Genomic DNA, 20,602 nt, shown 5'->3' with positions numbered 1-20,602 from the left:
CCCACAGTTGAAATGCATTCCAATGTGGGAGCGGCGGTGCGGCGATCCGACTTGCTCGCGAATGCAGCGCCTCGGTCTAGAGCCTTACACTGGCAAAAGTCGACTCATTACGCGCCTGACTCAGCGCCGACAACGGCCCGGACAACGGTGACAGCACCAGCGCTTGCGGCAAAGGCATCATCGCCACTTGTTGGGTGGTGTTGGACCCTACGCGCTCGTCACGCGGCGGAATGCCGAAGTATTCGCGGTAGCACTTGGAGAAGTGCGGCGTGGACACGAAGCCACAGACCGACGCCACTTCGATGATCGACATCGGCGTTTGCTTGAGCAGCTGGCGCGCGCGGATCAAGCGCAGCTTCAGGTAGTAACGCGACGGCGAACAGTGCAAGTATTTCTGGAACAACCGCTCGAGCTGACGACGGGACACCGCGACATACACCGCCAGTTCGTCGAGGTCGATCGGCTCTTCGAGGTTGGCTTCCATCAACGCGACGATTTCCTGCAACTTCGGCTGGTTGGTGCCGAGCATGTGCTTGAGCGGCACACGCTGGTGATCCTGCTCGTTGCGGATGCGCTCGTAGACGAACATTTCCGAAATGGCCGCCGACAGCTCACGGCCGTGATCGCGGCTGATCAAGTGCAGCATCATGTCCAGCGGCGCGGTACCGCCGGAGCTGGTGAAACGGTTACGGTCGAGGGTGAACAAGCGGGTGCTCATCGCTACACGCGGGAAAGCTTCCTGCATCGCCGCCAGGCATTCCCAGTGCACGCTGCAATCAAAACCGTCGAGCAGGCCGGCGCAGGCCAGGGCCCAACTGCCGGTGCACACCGCGCCGAGGCGGCGGGACTGGCGGGCCTGGCTTTGCAGCCATGACACGTGTTCGCGGGTAACAGTGCGCTGGATGCCGATGCCGCCGCACACGATGACGGTGTCCATTGGCGGGGCTTTGTGCATGGAGGCGTCGGGGGTGATCTGCAGGCCGTCACTGGCCCAGACCTGGCCGCCATCGACGGTGAGGGTGGTCCAGCGATACAGCTCGCGACCGGACAACTGGTTGGCCATGCGCAGGGGTTCCACTGCGGAGGCCAGAGAAATCAGCGTGAAATTGTCCAGCAGCAGAAAGCCGATGGATTGAGGCGCACGGTTCTGGGGTTGGGCCCCGGAGTTGAACGTCGTCATCGCGGTATCTCCTCACACAAAGCGGGTGATGGCCTCAGGCGGAGGCTCTTTTTATTGCCATCGTTCTCGCGTGGGAGACGGGCTTTGTAATGACAGAGCAATTGCCATGCCTAAATTTGAATGCGCGTTCAATAACTCCTAAAAACGACGTCGGAATGTGTCTATATATGTCTTGCAAGGCGTGGGGATTTAAATGGCCATCAGGACTGGCAAGCACCCCGGCCCACAAGCTGTGAGCAATTCGGTAGCACTTGTGGGAACGGCGTTGCGCCGCGATGGAAAAGAGTGTCACCGCAGGCACGGGTGACGGGCGGTCGAAGGCTGGTTGGCTCTCGATCAGTGGCAAGACAATTTATCTGTGAGCGACGCGCTAAAAGGTGGCGCGTTTTCGAGCTGGTGTTCACTTAGCGCGCAGTTTTGACTGGTCTGGCGCTATCGCGAGCAGGCTCGCTCCCACATTTGGAATGCGCTCCACCTGTGGGAGCGAGCCTGCTCGCGAAGAATGCGACTCGGTACTACTGACTCAACACTCCACCGCACTCACCGCCAACCCACCCCGCGATGTCTCCTTATATTTGTCATGCATGTCGGCACCGGTATCGCGCATGGTGCGGATCACCCGATCCAGCGAAATAAAGTGCTGGCCATCACCGCGCAATGCCATTTGCGCAGCGTTGATCGCTTTCACCGCGGCAATCGCGTTGCGCTCGATGCACGGCACCTGGACCAGCCCACCCACCGGGTCGCAGGTCAGGCCGAGGTTGTGTTCCAGACCGATCTCCGCCGCGTTGCACAGTTGCTCTGGTGTAGCACCAAGGATTTCCGCCAGCCCGGCCGCCGCCATGGCGCAGGCCGAACCTACTTCGCCCTGGCAACCGACTTCGGCACCGGAGATCGAGGCGTTCTTCTTGCACAGGATTCCCACTGACGCCGCGCCGAGGAAGTAGTCGACGACATTGGCGTCGGTCACGACCTCGCTGAATTTCATGAAGTAGTGCAGCACCGCCGGAATGATCCCCGCCGCGCCGTTGGTCGGTGCCGTAACCATGCGCCCGCCGGCGGCGTTTTCTTCGTTGACCGCCAGGGCGAACAGGTTGACCCATTCCATGGCGCTCAAGGTCGAGCCGATCACGTTGGGTTTGTTCAGCTCCTGCAGGCTGCGATGCAGTTTCGCCGCACGCCGGCGCACGTTCAGCCCGCCGGGCAGGATGCCTTCGTGTTTCAGGCCCTGTTCAACGCAATCCTGCATGGCGCGCCAGAGCTTCATCAGGCCGCTGCGGATTTCGTCCTCGCTGCGCCACACCCTCTCGTTAGCCATCATTAACTCAGCCACGCGCAGCTTGTGTTTTTTGCACAGTTCCAGCAGCTCGGCCGCACTGGAAAAGTCATATGGCAACACAGTGCGGTCGAGGTCGACGACACCGCTGGAGGCCTGAGCCTCATCGACGACAAAACCGCCGCCGACCGAATAGTAGGTGTCGCGATACAACTCGCCGTCATCACCCTCGACAATCAGGGTCATGGCGTTGGGATGGAATGGCAGGTTCTCATCGATCAGGCGCATGTCCCGGGCCCAGATGAAGGGCACCGGCAAGCGACCGTCGAGCAGCAGCGTATCGGTCTCACGCAGGGTGGCGATACGAATGCCGATTTGCGACGGATCGATCGCATCCGGCCACTCGCCCATCAGGCCCATGATCACGGCATTGTCGCTGCCGTGGCCGATACCGGTGGCCGACAACGAGCCGAACAGCTGGACTTCGACACGCCGCACCTGCTCCAGCAATCCGCGCTCGCGCAAGCCCTGCACGAACAACGCCGCCGCCCGCATGGGCCCCACGGTGTGAGAACTGGAAGGGCCGATGCCGATTTTGAACAGGTCGAAAACACTGATAGCCATTACTGCCGAACTCCTGAATGGGCCCACTGCGCACGCAAAAACGCACGGTGACGGAGCTGCTACGCTCAAGCTGCAATCCGCCGAGATGACCGCATCATCAAGCTTTTATCCAGTTGTTCGACGTCTCTAACCGACGCACTCATGCCCACCAGCGCCGCGTGTCTTTTACGCCGTGTTTTCACCGTTTTTTTGCGGTTCAGAGGGGGAAAACGGGCTGAAAAAATCTGTAAACGACGTCACCGACACTGGATGCGACCATCCCTGTACTGGATACGACGCACCCTGTAGGCGTCAGATTTTCACTGGTACATGATCATATCGACTCGATTGCAAGGCGCAGTGGTAGAGCTGTCTCCAGAACGCCATCCAACCGCAACCTATAAGTGCGGTGGTCCAGTCGGAACACTGCCAAAAAAAACACCAAGGAGTCCATCCATGAAAGGTTCCCCGTCGTTGTTGTTGGCCGCCATGCTTAGTCTGCCGGTTCTGGCGCAAGCCGCAGAACCGGCGCAGTGCAGCACCGTAAACTTCTCCGATGTCGGCTGGACCGACATCACCGCGACAACCGCGACTACCAGCGTCGTGCTCAACGCCCTCGGCTACAAGACCAAGACCACCATGATTTCCGTGCCTGTGACCTACAAGTCCCTGGCCGACGGCAAGAACATGGACGTGTTCCTGGGCAACTGGATGCCGACCATGGAAAACGACATCAAGGCCTATCGCGATGCCGGCACCGTGGAAACCGTGCGCACCAACCTCAAGGGCGCCAAGTACACCCTCGCCGTCCCTCAAGCGCTGTACGACAAGGGGCTGCATGACTTCGCCGACATCGCCAAATTCAAGAAAGAGCTCGACGGCAAGATCTACGGCATCGAACCTGGCAACGACGGCAATCGTCTGATCCAGAGCATGATCGACAAGGATGCCTTCGGCCTGAAGACCGCCGGTTTCAAAGTCGTCGAATCCTCCGAAGCAGGCATGCTGTCGCAGGTCGACCGCGCGCAGAAACGCGACACCGCCGTGGTGTTCCTCGGCTGGGCGCCGCACCCGATGAACAAGCGTTTCAAAATTCAATACCTGACCGGTGGTGATGACTTCTTCGGCCCGGACTTCGGTGCCGCCACCGTGGCGACCAACACCCGCAAGGGCTATGCGCAGGAATGCAGCAACGTCGGCCAGTTGCTCAAGAACCTGGAGTTCACCGTCGACATGGAAAGCTCGCTGATGGGCAACATCCTGGACGACAAGATGAAGCCTGACGCGGCTGCCAAGGCCTGGCTGAAAAACAATCCACAGGTGCTCGATACCTGGCTCGCTGGCGTGACCACCATTGACGGTAAACCAGGCCTGGAGGCCGTGAAAGCCAAACTGGCCAAGTAATCGCTTATGCCGGGCGGCCTCGGCCGTCCGGGCTGTTTATTTCCTTGCATGCGGACGTTCACTACCATGCTGATTGATCAGAAAATCCCTTTAGGCCAGTACATCGCGAGCTTCGTTGAATGGTTGACGCAACACGGCGCCAGCACCTTCGACGCAATCGCCGTGACACTGGAAACGATGATCCACGGCGTGACGTTTGCGCTGACCTGGTTCAACCCGCTGGCACTGATCGGCCTAATCGCACTACTGGCACACTTCATTCAACGCAAATGGGGTCTGACCGCGTTTGTCGTTGCCTCCTTTCTGCTGATCCTCAATCTGGGGTACTGGCAGGAAACCATGGAAACCCTCGCCCAGGTGCTGTTCGCCACCCTGGTCTGCGTGGTCATCGGCGTGCCGCTGGGCATCGTCGCCGCGCACAAGCCGATGTTCTATACTTTAATGCGTCCGGTACTCGATCTGATGCAGACCGTACCGACCTTCGTGTACCTCATTCCTACCCTCACCCTCTTCGGGCTGGGTGTGGTCCCGGGCCTGATCTCCACGGTGGTGTTCGCGATTGCCGCGCCTATCCGCCTGACCTACCTGGGTATCCGCGATGTTCCGGAAGAATTGATGGACGCAGGCAAAGCCTTTGGCTGCTCGCGACGTCAGCTGCTCTCGCGAATCGAACTGCCCCACGCCATGCCAAGCATCGCGGCCGGTATCACCCAGTGCATCATGCTGTCCCTTTCGATGGTGGTGATTGCGGCACTGGTGGGCGCCGATGGCCTGGGCAAACCGGTGGTCAACGCACTGAACACTGCTGATATCGCCCTGGGCTTCGAAGCAGGCCTGGCGATCGTACTGCTGGCGATCATGCTCGACCGTATCTGCAAACAACCCGACGCCAAAGTAGGGGGTGACGCATGAGCATTATTCGCTTCGAGAACGTTGACGTTATCTTCTCCAAGGATCCACGCGAGGCGCTCAAGCTGCTGGATCAAGGCATGACCCGTAACGAGATCCTGAAAAAGACCGGGCAGATCGTGGGGGTCGAAAAGGCCAGCCTGGATATCGAAAAAGGTGAAATCTGCGTACTGATGGGCCTGTCCGGCTCCGGCAAGTCCAGCCTGCTGCGCTGCATCAACGGCCTCAACACCGTCAGTCGCGGCAAGCTGTTCGTCGAGCACGAAGGCAAGCAGATCGACATTGCCTCGTGTACGCCGGCAGAACTGAAAATGATGCGCACCAAGCGCATCGCGATGGTGTTCCAGAAGTTCGCCCTGATGCCCTGGTTGACCGTTCGCGAAAACATCAGCTTCGGCCTGGAAATGCAGGGTCGTCCCGAGAAAGAACGCCGCAAGCTGGTGGACGACAAGCTTGAGCTGGTGGGCCTGACCCAGTGGCGCAACAAGAAACCCAACGAGCTGTCCGGTGGTATGCAACAACGCGTGGGCCTGGCCCGTGCCCTGGCGATGGACGCCGACATTCTGCTGATGGACGAACCGTTCTCGGCACTCGACCCGCTGATCCGCCAGGGCTTGCAGGACGAGCTGCTGGAACTGCAACGCAAGTTGCACAAGACCATCGTCTTCGTGAGCCACGACCTTGATGAAGCGCTGAAACTCGGCAGTCGTATCGCGATCATGAAAGACGGCCGGATCATCCAGTACAGCAAGCCGGAAGAAATCGTCCTCAACCCGGCGGACGACTACGTGCGGACCTTCGTAGCCCACACCAACCCGCTGAACGTGCTGTGCGGCCGCAGCCTGATGCGCAGCCTGGACAACTGCAAACGCATCAACGGTTCGGTATGCCTGGATCCAGGTGGCGATTCGTGGCTGGACCTGGCCGAGGGCAACACCATCAAGGGCGCTCGCCAGAACGGGTCTGCGCTGGACTTGCAGAACTGGGTACCGGGTCAGGCCGTTGAAGGCCTGGGTCGTCGACCAACCCTGGTGGACTCGAACATCGGCATGCGCGATGCGCTGCAGATTCGTTATCAGACCGGCAACAAACTGGTGCTGCACGATAACAACCATGTGGTGGGGATTCTTGGCGACAGCGAGCTGTATCACGCACTGCTCGGCAAGAACCTGGGGTAAGGCAACAGATGCAAAAACGCCGCGAGAGAATCGCGGCGTTTTTGTTAGTGCAGATATAAGACTTGGAATACTGACAACTGTGGCGAGGGAGCTTGCTCCCGTTCGGCTGCGAAGCAGTCGTAGATCCGGATAGTGCGTTCTGCCTGAACTACCGCAGTCTCTGGTTTTGGGGCCGCTTCGCAGCCCAACGGGAGCAAGCTCCCTCGCCACATAAGATCTGCGGTGCAACTGACGCCACCGCAGACCTCACAACTCAGCTATAAACCCGGCCAAGGAGCTGCCGATGGCTTTCAAACTGATCGAGCACGTCACGGGTGATCTGATCCTGGGTGAAACCCATCAAGTCGTAGTCCTGGCTGCCGTTGTGCAGGTACACCTCGGCGCGATAGAAACGCTGACGCGCTTCATCGGCCCGCACCTCATCGATCTGCGCCGACTCGGTCGGCGTGGCCAGGTAGCCATCCAGGCTCACTTCGTAGACGAAAGGGTTGCCCTCTTCCATCTCCACCCGTACGCCCATGCAACGCTTGGACTTGCCCAGCAGCGTCTGCACTTGCAGGCCTTGAGCACGCATTTGCGCCGTCGCATCTTCCAGCGCCGGGCTCACGTGCTTGTCCATGAAGCGCTGCACCACCGACTGGCTTGGTTGCAGGTCCAGTTGGGTCAAGCGCTCACTGAAACCACGACGACCGCGTGCCGCCAGTTCCGCTTGCTCCTGTTCGATCTGCACGTCCTGGCGCATGGCCTTGTGCAAGCCGAACATGAAGAACACCAGCACCACCGAGAACGGCAGGCCGGCCAGCACCACCATGGTTTGCATGGCTTCGAAGTTGCCGGCAAACAGCAGGCCGATGGTCACCAGGGTGATCACTGCCGACCAGAAGATCCGCAGCCAGTGCGGCGCGTCTTCGTCGACGTTGCCGCCCTTGCACGAAAGGTTGGCCATCATCACCGCGCCGGAGTCCGCCGGGGTCAGGAACAGCACGAAACCGACAAAGATCGACACGCCGATCACAACCTTCGACGCCGGGTAATGCTCAAGCAACTGGTAGATCGCCATGGACGGCTGTTCCAGCGCCGTCTTCCCGAGCGCCACCGCCCCATGGTTCATCACCAGGTCCAAAGCCGAGTTACCGAAGATCGACAACCACGCCAGGGTGAAGCCCAGCGGAATCAGGAGCACGCCGGCCACCAGCTCACGCACGGTGCGACCACGGGAAATACGCGCGATGAACATGCCCACGAATGGCGCCCAGGAAATCCACCAGGCCCAGTAGAACAGGGTCCACAGGCCCAGCCAGCGGTCGGACTTCTCGCTGTCGCCTTCGTACACATACAGATCGAAAGTCTTCAGCACCACGCCGTTCAGGTAGTCACCGACGTTCTGTACGAAGCCGTTGAGCAGGTGCAAGGTCGGGCCGAACAACAGGACGAAAATCAGCAGGCCGCTGAACAGCACGATGTTGAGGTTGGACAAACGACGGATGCCGTTTTCCACGCCCGACACAGCGGCGATGGTCGCCACGGTGCTCATCACGATGATCACGATCAGCAGGTTGGTGTTGCTGTGCTCCATGCCGAACAGGTTTTCCAGCCCCGACGACACTTGCAGCGAACCGATCCCCAGGTTCGTCACCAGCCCCAGCAGGGTGACGAACATGCCGAAGCCGTCCACCGCATGCCCGGCCGCGCCCTTGACCCAACGCTCGCCCACCAGCGGATACAACGCCGAACGCAACGCCAGCGGCTGGTTATGCCGGTAGGCAAAGTACGCCACGGCCAACCCCACCAGCGCATAGATCGCCCAGCCATGCAGGCCCCAGTGCAGGAACGTCAGCTGCACCGCCTGACGGGCGGCAAGGTTGCTGGCGGATACGCCTTCCGGCGGGTTGAAGTAGTGGTCCAGCGGCTCGGACGCGCCGAAGTACAGCAGCGAAATGCCGATACCCGACGAGAACAGCATCCCCGCCCAAGCGCCGTAGCTGAAGTCCGGGGTGTCGTCCTTGCTGCCCAGTTTCAGTTTGCCGTAGGACGAAAACGCCAGGCCGACGACAAAAATCAGGTAGGCGGCAATCACCACCATGTAGTACCAGCCGAAGCTGCGGGACAACCAGGCTTGCGCCGTACCCAGCATTCTGCCGGCCTCTTGCGGGGCGATGATCAGAATGGCGGTCAACAACAGAATCAACGCGGTAGAGGTGTAGAACACCCAACCGTTGACCGTCACCTTCTCGGGTGGGGTCTTTATTAGCGAGGCAGAACTCATGGCACAGATGCTCCGGGCAGTGCGAGAGAAGAACGCAAGACAAACGAGTTACCCGACCAATCGGTTAGTGGGCAGCCGACCGGCGGGTGATATAAAGACAGCCCGAAAAAAGCCCGAAACCCCTGGAGCGCCGCAGCGCGTAGGTTTCGAGCAGTTTCGGAAGTCGTTTTTTCCGCAGCTACATGTAGGAAAAATCTGTAGGCAGCGACGATTTGTCGCAGATCTTATTCTTTGTTGATTGAACGTTCAATCAAAACAAAATAGACTGGCCTTCAACCCGGTAGCCGTTCCACGCCCACCGGAAGGCCTAAGGAGATGTGCAAGATGCCCAAGGTCGGTATGCAACCCATCCGCCGCCAGCAATTGATCGAAGCCACTTTGCAGGCAGTCGATCAAGTCGGAATGGGAGACGCCAGCATTGCGCTGATCGCCCGTTTGGCCGGTGTCTCGAATGGCATCATCAGTCACTACTTTCAGGACAAGAACGGCCTGATTGCCGCCACCATGGGGTACCTGATGACCGTCCTCAGCGAGAACGTCACCCTGCGCCGACAGGCGCTGACAGATGGCAGCCCGCGGGCGCATCTGCAGGTGATCATCGAGGGCAACTTCGACGCCAGCCAGGTCAATGGCCCGGCAATGAAAACCTGGCTGGCCTTCTGGGCCACCAGCATGCACCAGCCGTCTTTGCACAGGTTGCAGCGGATCAACGATCACCGCCTGTATTCCAACCTGTGCTGCCAGTTCCGCCGCGTGCTGCCGCTCAATGATGCGCGCAGTGCCGCCCGAGGCCTGGCAGCGTTGATCGACGGCTTGTGGTTGCGCGGTGCGCTGTCGGGAGACGCTTTCGACACCGGGCAGGCGCAACAGATTGCTTACGAATACATGGATACCCAACTGGCCAAGCGGGTGAGTTAGAGCACACATAAACGCTCAACCACCGAACCGCGCCAGCCACTTAATGCTCTTGCGAGGACTTTATGGCCCGTTTCGAACTGCAAAAACTCTACATCGATGGCGCGTACAGCGACGCCAGCAGCGACGCCACTTTCGAAGCCATCAACCCGGCTAACGGTGAAGTCCTCGCAAAAGTGCAACGTGCGACCAAGGAAGACGTCGAACGCGCCGTCGTCAGCGCCGAAAAGGGCCAGAAGATCTGGGCCGCCATGACCGCCATGGAGCGTTCGCGCATCCTGCGTCGCGCCGTGGAAATCCTGCGTGAGCGCAACGACGAACTGGCCGCCCTGGAAACCCTGGACACCGGCAAGGCCTACTCCGAAACCCGCTACGTCGACATCGTCACCGGCGCCGACGTGCTGGAGTACTACGCAGGCTTGGTACCGGCCATCGAAGGCGAGCAGATCCCGCTGCGCACCACTTCGTTCGTCTACACCCGTCGCGAGCCGCTGGGCGTCGTGGCCGGTATCGGCGCGTGGAACTACCCGATCCAGATCGCCCTGTGGAAATCCGCGCCAGCCCTGGCGGCCGGTAACGCGATGATCTTCAAGCCAAGTGAAGTCACCTCGCTGACCACCCTGAAACTGGCCGAGATCTACACCGAAGCCGGCGTGCCAAACGGCGTGTTCAACGTCCTGACCGGCAGCGGCCGTGAAGTCGGCACCTGGCTGACCGAACACCCGCGCATCGAGAAAGTCTCGTTCACCGGCGGCACCGACACCGGCAAGAAAGTCATGGCCAGCGCTTCGAGCTCTTCGCTCAAGGACGTGACCATGGAACTGGGCGGCAAGTCGCCGCTGATCATCTGCGACGACGCCGACCTCGATCGCGCTGCCGACACCGCGATGATGGCCAACTTCTACAGCTCCGGTCAGGTTTGCACCAACGGCACTCGCGTGTTCGTACCGGCTCACCTGAAGGCCGCTTTCGAAGCCAAGATCGCTGAGCGCGTTGCACGCATCCGCATCGGCAACCCGCAAGACGAAAACACCAACTTCGGTCCGCTGGTCAGCTTTGCGCACATGGAAAGCGTGCTGGGCTACATCGCCAAGGGCAAGGAAGAAGGTGCCCGCCTGCTGTGTGGCGGTGAGCGCCTGACCGACGGCGAATTCGCCAAGGGTGCGTTCGTGGCGCCGACCGTGTTCACCGACTGCACCGACGACATGACCATCGTCCGCGAAGAAATCTTTGGCCCGGTGATGGCGATCCTGTCCTACGAAACCGAAGAAGAAGTGATCCGTCGCGCCAACGACACCGACTTCGGCCTGGCCGCCGGTATCGTCACCAAGGACCTGAACCGCGCCCACCGCGTGATCCATCAACTGGAAGCCGGTATCTGCTGGATCAACGCCTGGGGCGAGTCCGACGCGAAGATGCCGGTTGGCGGCTACAAGCAGTCGGGTGTCGGCCGTGAGAACGGGATCAGCTCGCTGAACAACTTCACCCGCATCAAATCGGTACAGGTCGAGCTGGGCGAGTACGTCTCAGTATTCTGAGAAGCCTCTAGCGGCAAGCTTCAAGCTGCAAGTTAAAAGCAGTTTGGTTTGCCGCCCCCCCTTCTTCTATGCACCGCTCGCTGCTCTTACTCGCAGCTTGAAGCTTGCAGCTTGAATCCCCCCGGAGGGCCTATGTCCCAAGAATTCGACTACATCATCATCGGTGCCGGCTCGGCCGGTAACACCCTGGCGACCCGTCTGACCGAAGACGCAGGCGTCACCGTCCTGTTGCTCGAAGCGGGCGGCCCGGACTACCGTTTCGACTTCCGCACGCAGATGCCGGCCGCTTTGGCGTTCCCGCTGCAAGGCCGTCGCTACAACTGGGCCTACGAAACCGATCCTGAGCCACACATGGACGGTCGTCGCATGGAATGCGGGCGCGGCAAGGGCCTGGGCGGTTCCTCGCTGATCAACGGCATGTGCTACATCCGCGGCAACGCCATGGACTACGACGGCTGGGCGAAACTGCCAGGCCTTGAGGACTGGTCGTACCTCGACTGCCTGCCGTATTTCCGTAAAGCGGAAACCCGCGACATCGGCCCGAATGACTACCACGGTGGCGAAGGTCCGGTCAGCGTGACCACGCCGAAAGCCGGCAACAACCCGCTGTTCCACGCCATGGTTGAAGCCGGCGTGCAGGCCGGTTACCCGCGCACAGAAGACTTGAACGGCTACCAGCAGGAAGGCTTCGGCCCCATGGACCGCACCGTGACGCCGAAGGGCCGTCGTGCCTCCACCGCCCGCGGTTACCTGGACGTGGCCAAGAAGCGTTCGACCCTGACCATCGTCACCCACGCCCTGACTGACAAGATCCTGTTCGAAGGCAAGCGTGCGGTCGGTGTGCGTTACCTGGTCGGCGCTGCCGAAGAGCGTGTTGAAGTCAAAGCTCGCAAGGAAGTGCTGCTGTGCTCCGGCGCCATCGCTTCGCCGCAGATCCTGCAACGTTCCGGCGTCGGCCCGGCCGAGCTGCTGAACAAGCTCGACATTCCGGTGGTCCACAACCTGCCGGGCGTCGGTGAAAACCTGCAGGATCACCTTGAGCTGTACCTGCAATATGCTTGCACCCAACCGGTCTCGCTGTACCCGTCGCTGCTCTGGTACAACCAGCCGGCCATCGGTGCCGAGTGGCTGTTCAACGGCACCGGCATCGGCGCCAGCAACCAGTTCGAAGCCGGCGGTTTCATCCGTACCCGTCCGGAATTCGAATGGCCGAACATCCAGTACCACTTCCTGCCGGTGGCGATTAACTACAACGGCAGCAACGGCGTGAAAGAGCACGGCTTCCAGGCGCACATGGGCTCCATGCGTTCGCCAAGCCGCGGGCGCATCCAGGCCAAGTCCAAGGACCCGCGCCAGCACCCGAGCATCCTGTTCAACTACATGGCCACCGAACAGGACTGGCAGGAATTCCGCGACGGCATCCGCCTGACCCGTGAAATCATGCAGCAGCCTGCACTGGACGCCTTCCGTGGTCGCGAAATCAGCCCGGGTATCGACGTGCAGAGCGACGCGCAACTGGACAAGTTCATCCGCGAACACGCGGAAACCGCGTTCCATCCGTCCTGCTCGTGCAAGATGGGCACCGACAAGATGGCTGTGGTCGATGGCGAAGGTCGCGTGCATGGCATGCAAGGCCTGCGGGTGGTCGATGCGTCGATCATGCCGATCATCACCACCGGCAACCTCAACGCACCAACGATCATGATGGCCGAGAAAATCGCCGACAAGATCCGTGGCCGCAAGCCGTTGCCGCGTAGCACTGCCACTTACTATGTGGCGGGTGAAGCGCCGGTGAAGGGCAAGCCGGTGCGGGAAGTGAGCCAGATCGCTTAACAACCGTTACACCGCGGTGCGGCCTTCGTCGGAACGCCGCCCGGAGCAAGCCCGCTCCCACACTTGATCTCCAGTGGACACAGATTTTGTGAACACCCGGGATTAAATGTGTGCGGGCTTGCTCGCGAAGGGGCCCTGTCAGCCACCACCCCTCCCAAAGTATCCACCGCTCTAGACCGCTCCATCCTTGATCCCTCCCCCCTTGCAGGCCTAATCTAGCGCCACGCAATCGTTTCACCCCTCCCCTCGCAGCACCGCTCCACCGCCACTCCATACCCAGGAGGTTCACGAATGTTCGATTTCTACCCCCAGCTCAAGCAGCGCTTCGCTGCCTTGCGCACGGGTGCCGAATTCTTTTCCCTGCGTTATGTGCGCGAATCCGGGCAGTACCTGTCGGTGCGCAAGAACGTCGCCGAACCGCCAAGCCTGAGCCGAGACGAAGGGGCGATGCTGACCGTACGGGTCAATGGCGTCGAGGCCTATGCGGCCACCAACGATCTGTCGCAACAAGGCCTGCAGGCCGCCCTCGAACGCGCCGAACTCCAGGCCCGTCGACTCAAGCCCCACGCCTTGCTGGACCTGCGCGAGCAGGCTGTTTCCAGCGACCGCGCCGATTACTTTTCGCCCAACCTCGACCAGGCCTTCCTGTCCCTGAGCGACTGCTTCCAACTGCTTGGCACCGAGTCGGCCGCCGTGCCCAAGGACGAGCGCCTGGTGAACTGGCAGGTCAGCCTCGGCATCACCCACGCCGAGCAGATCTACCTCAACAGCGCCGGAGCCGAACTGCGCCAGGCCCAACGTTTTGTGTACCCTGGCCTGGACGTCACGGCCTACGACGGTAACGACAGCCAGACCCGCAGCCTTGGCCGCGAGAACTTCGGCCAGCAAGGCGCGGCGGACGTCATCAGCCGCTGCGGCCTGATCGGTGCCGGTGCCCAGGTGGCCGATCAGGCCCTGCAATTGCTCCTGGCGCCAAACACCCCGCAAGGCAAGCGCGACCTGCTGCTGATGCCCGACCAGATGATGCTGCAAATCCACGAGTCCATCGGCCATCCGCTGGAGCTGGACCGCATCCTCGGCGACGAGCGCAATTACGCGGGCACCAGTTTCGTCAAAGCCAGTGATTTCGGCCGTCTGCAATACGGTTCCGGCCTGCTCAACGTGACCTTCGACCCGGACATCCCCGAGGAGCTCGCCAGCTACGGCCATGACGACGACGGCACGCCCGCCAGCAAGCAGTTCCTGATCCGCGAAGGCCTGCTGCTACGTCCGCTGGGCGGTGCGTTGTCGCAATTCCGTGCCGGCATGGACGGCGTCGCCAACAGCCGTGCCTGCGGCTGGAACCGCCCGCCGATCGACCGCATGGCCAACCTCAACATCGAGCCAGGCGATCAGTCCATCGAACAGTTGATCGGCAGTATCGAACACGGAGTGCTGATGTCGACCAACCGTTCCTGGTCGATCGACGATGCGCGCAATAAATTCCAGTTCGGCTGCGAATGGGGCCAACTGATCGAAAACGGCGAACTCAAGGGCGTGGTGAAGAATCCCAATTACAGGGGCATCTCAGCGCAGTTCTGGAAGAGCCTCAGCGCCGTCGGCGATGCCAGTACCTTCAGGGTCCTCGGCACACCGAACTGCGGCAAGGGCGAACCGAACCAGGTGATCCGCGTCGGCCACGCGTCACCGGCCTGCGTGTTCAGCAACATTGATGTATTCGGAGGAGACGCCTGATGAATCCTTCAAACAGTCAGTCCACGTCGTTCAGGGCGCTGGTCAACAGCCTTCGTGCAGCGCTTCACGAGCCCGAGCAGTTCACCCTCAGCTACGCCGCCGAATCGTCGGCCTTCGTGCGTTTCAACCACGCCAAGGTGCGTCAGGCCGGTCAGGTGCAGCAGGCGAGCATCGGCCTGAAACTGATCAACGAAGGCCGCCATGCCGACCTGCACATCACCCTGGCCGGCGATCCGCAGGTGGATGCGCAGCGCCTGAGCGAAGGCCTGCAACAGTTGCGCGAAACCCTGCCGCTGCTGCCTCCGGACCCGTACCTGTTGCTCAACCACAACGGCTGGCAGAGCAACAACGTGCAGTCGCATCCGCTGCCGGACACCGAACAGGTGGTCGCACAAATCACCCAGGCCGCCGAAGGCCTGGATCTTGTCGGCTTCTACGCTGCCGGCCCGATCAGTCGTGGCTTTGCCAGTTCTTCGGGCGCCTTCGGTTGGCATCAGGCCAACAGTTTCAATTTTGACTTCAGCCTGTTCCACGAGAACGGCCAGGCCGTGAAAGCCAGCTACGCCGGGCACGACTGGAACAGCGAAGGCTTTGCCAGACGCTTCCAGCAAGCCCGCGAGCAGCTTGAGCTTTTGGGCCGGCCGCTGCGCACTTTGCCGCCCGGCCAGTACCGCGCCTACCTGGCACCGGCGGCGCTGGAAGAAATCATGGGCATGCTGTGTTGGGGTGGATTCTCGGCACAGTCGATTGCCAGCAAAAGCAGCCCGCTGCAGAAGCTCTACGGTGGCGACAGCGCGTTCAGCCCGCTGGTCTCGCTGGATGAAAAAGTCAGCGGCTCGCTGAGCCCGGCATTTTCCGATGAGGGTTATCCACGCAGCGATCTGGGGTTGATCGTCGATGGCAAGGCCGGGGCACAGCTGGTCAGCTCGCGCAGCGCCGCGGAATACGGTTTGACCGCCAATGGCGCCAGCGGCGGTGAATCGCCGAGCGCGCTGAACATGAAAGCCGGGGCATTGCCTGACGCGGACATCCTCAAGCAACTGGGCACGGGGCTGTACATCAGCAACCTGTGGTACCTGAACTTCTCGGATCAACCGGCCGCACGCCTGACCGGCATGACCCGGTTTGCCACGTTCTGGGTCGAGAACGGCGAGATTCAGGCACCGGTCAGCACCATGCGTTTTGATGACAGCGCTTTCAGCCTGCTCGGTTCGCAACTGGAAGCGTTGACCGAGGAGCGGGAGTTGTTGTTGTCGGCGAGTACCTACAGCCAGCGGGCGACGGCTTCGGCGTTGTTGCCGGGGGCATTGGTCAGCCGATTGACCCTGACGCTGTAAACACAAGTCTCAAGAGCACAGCAAACCTGTGGGAGCGGGCTTGCTCGCGAATGCAATCTTTCAGCTGATCTATTTGGTGACTGATACACCGCCTTCGCGAGCAAGCCCGCTCCCACATGAATCTCGACCCGCCATGACCTTGCATTAACTTCATCAATCTAGAGGTCCCATGCCCAACCGCCCACCTCTCGACGCTGTAACAGCCCGCTGGATACCGTGGGTTGTCGCCATTGCCTTCTTCATGCAGTCCCTCGACGGGACGATTCTCAACACTGCCCTGCCGGCCATGGCCCGCGACCTGGCCGAAGACCCATTGCGCATGCAGGGCGTGATCATCGCCTACATGCTCACCGTCGCGTTGCTGATTCCCGCTTCGGGCTGGATCGCCGATCGCTTCGGCACCCGGAAAATCTTCTTCAGTGCGATTTTGCTGTTCAGCCTCGGCTCGCTGCTCTGCGCATTGTCGAGCAGCCTGAGCATGCTGATCGGCGCCCGGGTGATCCAGGGCCTGGGCGGCGCGTTGATGTTGCCGGTCGGGCGGCTGGTGGTGTTGCGCGCCTACCCGCGTTCAGAGCTGGTGCGGATCATGGGCTTCATCACCATTCCCGGGCTGCTCGGCCCCTTGATCGGCCCGACCATGGGCGGCTGGATGGTGCAATACCTGACCTGGCACTGGATCTTCCTGATCAACCTGCCGGTGGGGCTGGTCGGTTGCTACGCCGTGTGGAAATACATCCCGGACCTGCGTGGAACCGAACGCACGCGTTTCGATAGCCTGGGCTTCGTGCTGTTCGGCGCGGCGATGATTCTGATCACCATCGCCATGGAAGGCTTGGGCGAATTGCACCTGCCGCACCTGCGGGTGATGTTGTTGCTGTTCGGTGGCATGGCGTGCCTGGCGGCGTACTGGCTACGCGCCGGTCACATCGAGAACCCGTTGTTTGCGCCGTCGCTATTCAAGACCCGGACCTTTGCCGTGGGCATTCTCGGCAACCTGTTCGCCCGCCTCGGCAGCGGCGCCCTGCCGTTCCTCGTGCCATTGCTGCTGCAAGTGGCGCTGGGCTATTCGCCGTCCCAGGCCGGGATGAGCATGCTGCCACTGGCGGCGGCGGCGATGATCGCCAAGTGGGTGGCGCGGCCGCTGATCGAACGTCTGGGTTACCGCATCGTGCTCACCGGCAATACCCTGGCGCTGGGGATCATGCTGGCGAGCATGGGCCTGGTCAGCGAGCAGACGCCGTACTGGCTGTTGCTGTGCCTGCTGGCGATCCTTGGCGCGATCAACTCCTTGCAGTTCACCGCGATGAACACCGTGACCCTGATCGACCTCGATGACGCCAGCGCCAGTAGCGGCAACAGCCTGCTGTCGGTGGTCGCGCAATTGTCCCTGAGCCTGGGGGTTGCGTGTGCCGGTGCATTGCTCGGTGGCTTTACGGCGGAGATTGGCAATGATGGCGTGGACACGGTTCTGGGGGCATTCCAATTGACCTTCGTGACCGTAGGAATCATGGCGATGCTGGCCGCTACGATCTTCTCGCAACTGTCAAAAAATGACGGACGGCGAGTTAAGCGTCCGGAAGAACACATAGAGCCTTAGGGCGAATGGCCACCGGACTGGTACACTGCGCGACATTTTGTTTTGCAGGCCAGTCCCGTGACCACCATCGCCACCGAATTTAATACTTTGCCGCTGTCCGCCGCCATGCTGGCTAACCTCGACTCCCTCGGTTATGCCCAGATGACGCCGATCCAGGCGCAAAGCTTGCCGGTGATCCTCAAGGGGATGGACCTGATCGCCCAGGCCAAGACCGGCAGCGGCAAGACCGCCGCCTTCGGCATCGGCCTGCTGAATCCGATCAATCCGCGTTACTTTGGTTGCCAGGCGCTGATCCTGTGCCCGACCCGCGAACTGGCTGACCAGGTCGCCAAGGAAATCCGTCGCCTGGCCCGTGCCGAAGACAACATCAAGGTCCTGACCCTGTGTGGCGGCGTGTCCCTCGGCCCGCAGATCGCTTCGCTGGAACACGGCGCGCACATCATCGTCGGCACCCCTGGACGCATCCAGCAGCACCTGCGCAAGGGTTCGCTGGTACTCCACGGCCTCAACACGCTGATTCTCGACGAAGCCGACCGTATGCTCGACATGGGCTTCTACGATTCCATCGAAGAAATCATCATGCAGGCCCCGGAACGTCGCCAGACCCTGCTGTTCTCCGCCACCTACCCGGTAGGCATCAAGCAGTTGGCCTCGAAGTTCATGCGCAACCCGCAGCAAGTGAAGGCCGAGGCGTTCCACGACGACACGCAGATCGAGCAGCGCTTCTACGAGATTTCCCCGGATGACCGCATGAGTGCGGTGACCAAGGTGCTTGGCCACTTCCGCCCGGCCTCCTGCGTGGCTTTCTGCTACACCAAGCAGCAGGTTCAGGAAACCGTCGACCACCTGACCACCAAAGGCATTTCCGCCGTCGGCCTGCACGGCGATCTGGAACAGCGTGACCGCGACCAGGTGCTGGCGATGTTCGCCAACCGCAGCACTTCGGTGCTGGTGGCGACCGACGTCGCAGCACGCGGCCTCGATATCGATTCCCTGGACATGGTGATCAACGTCGAATTGGCCCGTGATTCGGAAATCCACATTCACCGCGTTGGTCGTACTGGCCGTGCCGGTGAGAAAGGCCTCGCCATCAGCCTGGTGGCGCCGTCCGAAGCGCAGCGCGCCCAGGCTATCGAGCAATTGCAGAAGACACCACTGACCTGGGACCAGGTGGACAACCTCACCTCCAAGGGTGGTGGCCCGCTGTTGCCGCAGATGAGCACCCTGTGCATCGCTGCCGGCCGTAAGGACAAGGTTCGTCCGGGCGACATTCTTGGCGCACTGACCGGTGACGCCGGCATCCCCGGTGCCCAGGTCGGCAAAATCGCGATTTTCGACTTCCAGGCCTATGTGGCCGTGGAGCGCGGCGTTGCCAAGCAGGCCTTGCAGCGCTTGAACGACGGCAAGATCAAAGGCCGTTCGTTGCGCGTTCGCATTTTGTAAGCGATCTTCCAACCAAAGAAGATCCCCTGTGGGAGCGAGCCTGCTCGCGATAGCGGACTGTCAAACAACATCTATGTTGAATGTGCAGCCCCATCGCGAGCAGGCTCGCTCCCACAGTTTGTTTTGTGGTGATACATCAAGAGGACACCGTTTTGCGCTCTACCGAAGTCGTGATCATTGGCGCTGGCGCCGCAGGGTTGATGTGTGCACTGACCGCCGCCGGGCGTGGGCGCAAAGTGTTGTTGCTCGACCATGCCAACAAGGCCGGCAAGAAAATCCTGATGTCGGGCGGTGGCCGCTGCAATTTCACCAACATGTACACAGAACCGAGCAATTTCCTCTCGCAGAATGCACACTTCTGCAAATCCGCCCTGGCTCGTTACACCCAGTGGGATTTCATCGGCATGGTGGCCAAGCACGGCGTGCCATACCACGAGAAAAAACTCGGCCAGCTGTTCTGCGATAACAAATCCAGCGACATCCTGGAAATGCTGCTCAACGAGTGCGATCAGGTCGGCGTCAGCCTGCACCTGGACACCTCGATCCAGACCATCGAGAAGCTTGAGAAAGGCTATTTGCTGGACACCACGCTCGACCAGATAACGTGCGAATCGCTGGTGATCGCCACCGGCGGCCTGTCGATCCCGACCCTGGGCGCCACCGGTTTCGGTTACCAGGTGGCCAGGCAGTTTGGCCACGAGCTACTGCCGACCCGCGCCGGCCTGGTGCCATTCACCATCACCGATCAGCTCAAGGCCTTGTGCACTGAGCTGTCCGGTACGTCGGTGGATTGCCTGGTGAGCTGCAACGACCAGAGCTTCCGCGAGAACATCCTGTTCACCCACCGCGGCCTCAGCGGTCCGGCGATTTTGCAGATTTCGTCGTTCTGGGAGTCCGGCGATACCGTCGAGATCAACCTGCTGCCGGATCACGACGTGCCGGACTGGCTGCAACAGCAGCAAGCCGAACGTCCCAACAGCGAGCTGAAAACCCTGCTCGGTGAAATCTTCACCAAGAAAATGGCCAACCTGCTGGCGGACAACTGGTTCGTCTCCAAACCGATGAAGCAGTACACCCACGCGGAACTGGCCGATATCGCGGAGAAACTGGCGAGCTGGAAAGTCGTGCCCGCCGGCACCGAAGGCTATCGCACCGCCGAGGTGACCCTGGGCGGCATCAACACCAATGAAGTGTCGTCCAAGACCATGGAATCGCTGAAAAGCCCGGGGCTGTACTTCATAGGTGAAGTGCTGGATGTGACCGGACATCTGGGCGGGTTCAATTTCCAGTGGGCGTGGGCTTCCGGTTACGCCGCCGCGCAGTACGTCTGATAAACACAAATCAAAATGTGGGAGCGGGCTTGCTCGCGAAGGGGCCATAACACTCAAC

At 60.9% G+C, this 20,602-nt stretch carries 14 protein-coding genes; 11 read left to right on the top strand and 3 right to left on the bottom strand.

All coding sequences use genetic code 11. The annotated features are described in order from the left end of the window. Positions 1 to 76: 76 nt before the first annotated feature. Positions 77 to 1,180 (bottom strand): choline metabolism transcriptional regulator GbdR, encoded by a 1,104-nt coding sequence (gene gbdR, locus AC1DVE_RS26995; protein WP_007975492.1) that lies wholly within the window; start codon positions 1,178 to 1,180, stop codon positions 77 to 79. A gap of 523 nt (positions 1,181 to 1,703) precedes the next feature. Further along, a complete protein-coding gene (locus tag AC1DVE_RS26990) occupies positions 1,704 to 3,080 on the bottom strand; it encodes an L-serine ammonia-lyase (protein ID WP_223460457.1) in 1,377 nt (458 codons plus the stop codon). A gap of 435 nt (positions 3,081 to 3,515) precedes the next feature. Between AC1DVE_RS26990 and AC1DVE_RS26985 the strand changes: the two genes are divergently transcribed. The 3 genes from AC1DVE_RS26985 (at position 3,516) to choV (ending at position 6,550) form a co-directional block, all read left to right on the top strand. Next, the gene (locus AC1DVE_RS26985; RefSeq protein ID WP_223460459.1) at positions 3,516 to 4,463 is read left to right on the top strand and encodes a choline ABC transporter substrate-binding protein; all 948 of its coding nucleotides are present in this window, start codon (positions 3,516 to 3,518) and stop codon (positions 4,461 to 4,463) included. A 66-nt stretch (positions 4,464 to 4,529) separates the two neighbouring features. Then, complete coding sequence (gene choW / locus AC1DVE_RS26980) at positions 4,530 to 5,375, top strand: choline ABC transporter permease subunit (RefSeq protein ID WP_110662211.1); 846 nt, start codon at positions 4,530 to 4,532, stop codon at positions 5,373 to 5,375. Further along, entirely contained in the window at positions 5,372 to 6,550 is a 1,179-nt protein-coding gene (choV, locus tag AC1DVE_RS26975; RefSeq protein WP_223460461.1) for a choline ABC transporter ATP-binding protein, read from the top strand. Before choW ends, choV begins: the two co-directional genes overlap by 4 nt. 253 nt (positions 6,551 to 6,803) lie before the next feature. Here choV and AC1DVE_RS26970 read toward each other — a convergent pair whose 3' ends face one another. After that, positions 6,804 to 8,759, bottom strand: a complete 1,956-nt coding sequence (locus AC1DVE_RS26970; protein WP_223460610.1) for a BCCT family transporter — start codon at positions 8,757 to 8,759, stop codon at positions 6,804 to 6,806. 381 nt (positions 8,760 to 9,140) lie between these two features. Here AC1DVE_RS26970 and betI point away from each other — a divergent pair, with 381 nt between their 5' ends. The 8 genes from betI (at position 9,141) to AC1DVE_RS26930 (ending at position 20,544) form a co-directional block, all read left to right on the top strand. After that, a complete protein-coding gene (gene betI / locus AC1DVE_RS26965) occupies positions 9,141 to 9,734 on the top strand; it encodes a transcriptional regulator BetI (protein WP_223460462.1) in 594 nt (197 codons plus the stop codon). A gap of 62 nt (positions 9,735 to 9,796) precedes the next feature. Then, positions 9,797 to 11,269: a betaine-aldehyde dehydrogenase gene (betB, locus tag AC1DVE_RS26960; protein WP_223460464.1), complete on the top strand. Its 1,473-nt coding sequence runs from the start codon at positions 9,797 to 9,799 to the stop codon at positions 11,267 to 11,269. 132 nt (positions 11,270 to 11,401) lie between these two features. Further along, complete coding sequence (betA, locus tag AC1DVE_RS26955; RefSeq protein ID WP_223532918.1) at positions 11,402 to 13,102, top strand: choline dehydrogenase; 1,701 nt, start codon at positions 11,402 to 11,404, stop codon at positions 13,100 to 13,102. Between the two features lie 291 nt (positions 13,103 to 13,393). After that, entirely contained in the window at positions 13,394 to 14,836 is a 1,443-nt protein-coding gene (locus tag AC1DVE_RS26950) for a TldD/PmbA family protein (RefSeq protein WP_223534127.1), read from the top strand. Then, the gene (locus tag AC1DVE_RS26945; protein WP_223460470.1) at positions 14,836 to 16,173 is read left to right on the top strand and encodes a TldD/PmbA family protein; all 1,338 of its coding nucleotides are present in this window, start codon (positions 14,836 to 14,838) and stop codon (positions 16,171 to 16,173) included. The genes AC1DVE_RS26950 and AC1DVE_RS26945 overlap by 1 nt, the downstream gene beginning before the upstream one ends. A gap of 169 nt (positions 16,174 to 16,342) precedes the next feature. Beyond that, positions 16,343 to 17,770, top strand: coding sequence for a multidrug transporter subunit MdtD (gene mdtD / locus AC1DVE_RS26940; RefSeq protein ID WP_223460472.1), 1,428 nt, complete (start codon positions 16,343 to 16,345; stop codon positions 17,768 to 17,770). A gap of 105 nt (positions 17,771 to 17,875) precedes the next feature. Further along, on the top strand, positions 17,876 to 19,213 hold the full coding sequence (gene dbpA / locus AC1DVE_RS26935) for an ATP-dependent RNA helicase DbpA (RefSeq protein WP_263287191.1): 1,338 nt from the start codon (positions 17,876 to 17,878) through the stop codon (positions 19,211 to 19,213). 152 nt (positions 19,214 to 19,365) lie between these two features. Further along, the gene (locus AC1DVE_RS26930) at positions 19,366 to 20,544 is read left to right on the top strand and encodes a BaiN/RdsA family NAD(P)/FAD-dependent oxidoreductase (RefSeq protein WP_223534129.1); all 1,179 of its coding nucleotides are present in this window, start codon (positions 19,366 to 19,368) and stop codon (positions 20,542 to 20,544) included. Positions 20,545 to 20,602 lie beyond the last annotated feature (58 nt).

The organism is Pseudomonas sp. P4_B4 (assembly GCF_056402255.1).
The sequence above is the reverse complement of the archived record's forward strand: the minus strand, read 5'-3'. Positions and strand labels throughout refer to the sequence as shown.

Excerpts from the sequence above, each read along its gene's own strand:
- gbdR (WP_007975492.1), bottom strand. The coding sequence starts at position 1,180 with ATGACGACGTTCAACTCCGGGGCCCAACCCCAGAACCGTGCGCCTCAA.
- AC1DVE_RS26990 (WP_223460457.1), bottom strand. The coding sequence starts at position 3,080 with ATGGCTATCAGTGTTTTCGACCTGTTCAAAATCGGCATCGGCCCTTCC.
- AC1DVE_RS26985 (WP_223460459.1), top strand. The coding sequence starts at position 3,516 with ATGAAAGGTTCCCCGTCGTTGTTGTTGGCCGCCATGCTTAGTCTGCCG.
- choW (WP_110662211.1), top strand. The coding sequence starts at position 4,530 with ATGCTGATTGATCAGAAAATCCCTTTAGGCCAGTACATCGCGAGCTTC.
- choV (WP_223460461.1), top strand. The coding sequence starts at position 5,372 with ATGAGCATTATTCGCTTCGAGAACGTTGACGTTATCTTCTCCAAGGAT.
- betI (WP_223460462.1), top strand. The coding sequence starts at position 9,141 with ATGCCCAAGGTCGGTATGCAACCCATCCGCCGCCAGCAATTGATCGAA.
- betB (WP_223460464.1), top strand. The coding sequence starts at position 9,797 with ATGGCCCGTTTCGAACTGCAAAAACTCTACATCGATGGCGCGTACAGC.
- betA (WP_223532918.1), top strand. The coding sequence starts at position 11,402 with ATGTCCCAAGAATTCGACTACATCATCATCGGTGCCGGCTCGGCCGGT.
- AC1DVE_RS26950 (WP_223534127.1), top strand. The coding sequence starts at position 13,394 with ATGTTCGATTTCTACCCCCAGCTCAAGCAGCGCTTCGCTGCCTTGCGC.
- AC1DVE_RS26945 (WP_223460470.1), top strand. The coding sequence starts at position 14,836 with ATGAATCCTTCAAACAGTCAGTCCACGTCGTTCAGGGCGCTGGTCAAC.
- mdtD (WP_223460472.1), top strand. The coding sequence starts at position 16,343 with ATGCCCAACCGCCCACCTCTCGACGCTGTAACAGCCCGCTGGATACCG.
- dbpA (WP_263287191.1), top strand. The coding sequence starts at position 17,876 with ATGCTGGCTAACCTCGACTCCCTCGGTTATGCCCAGATGACGCCGATC.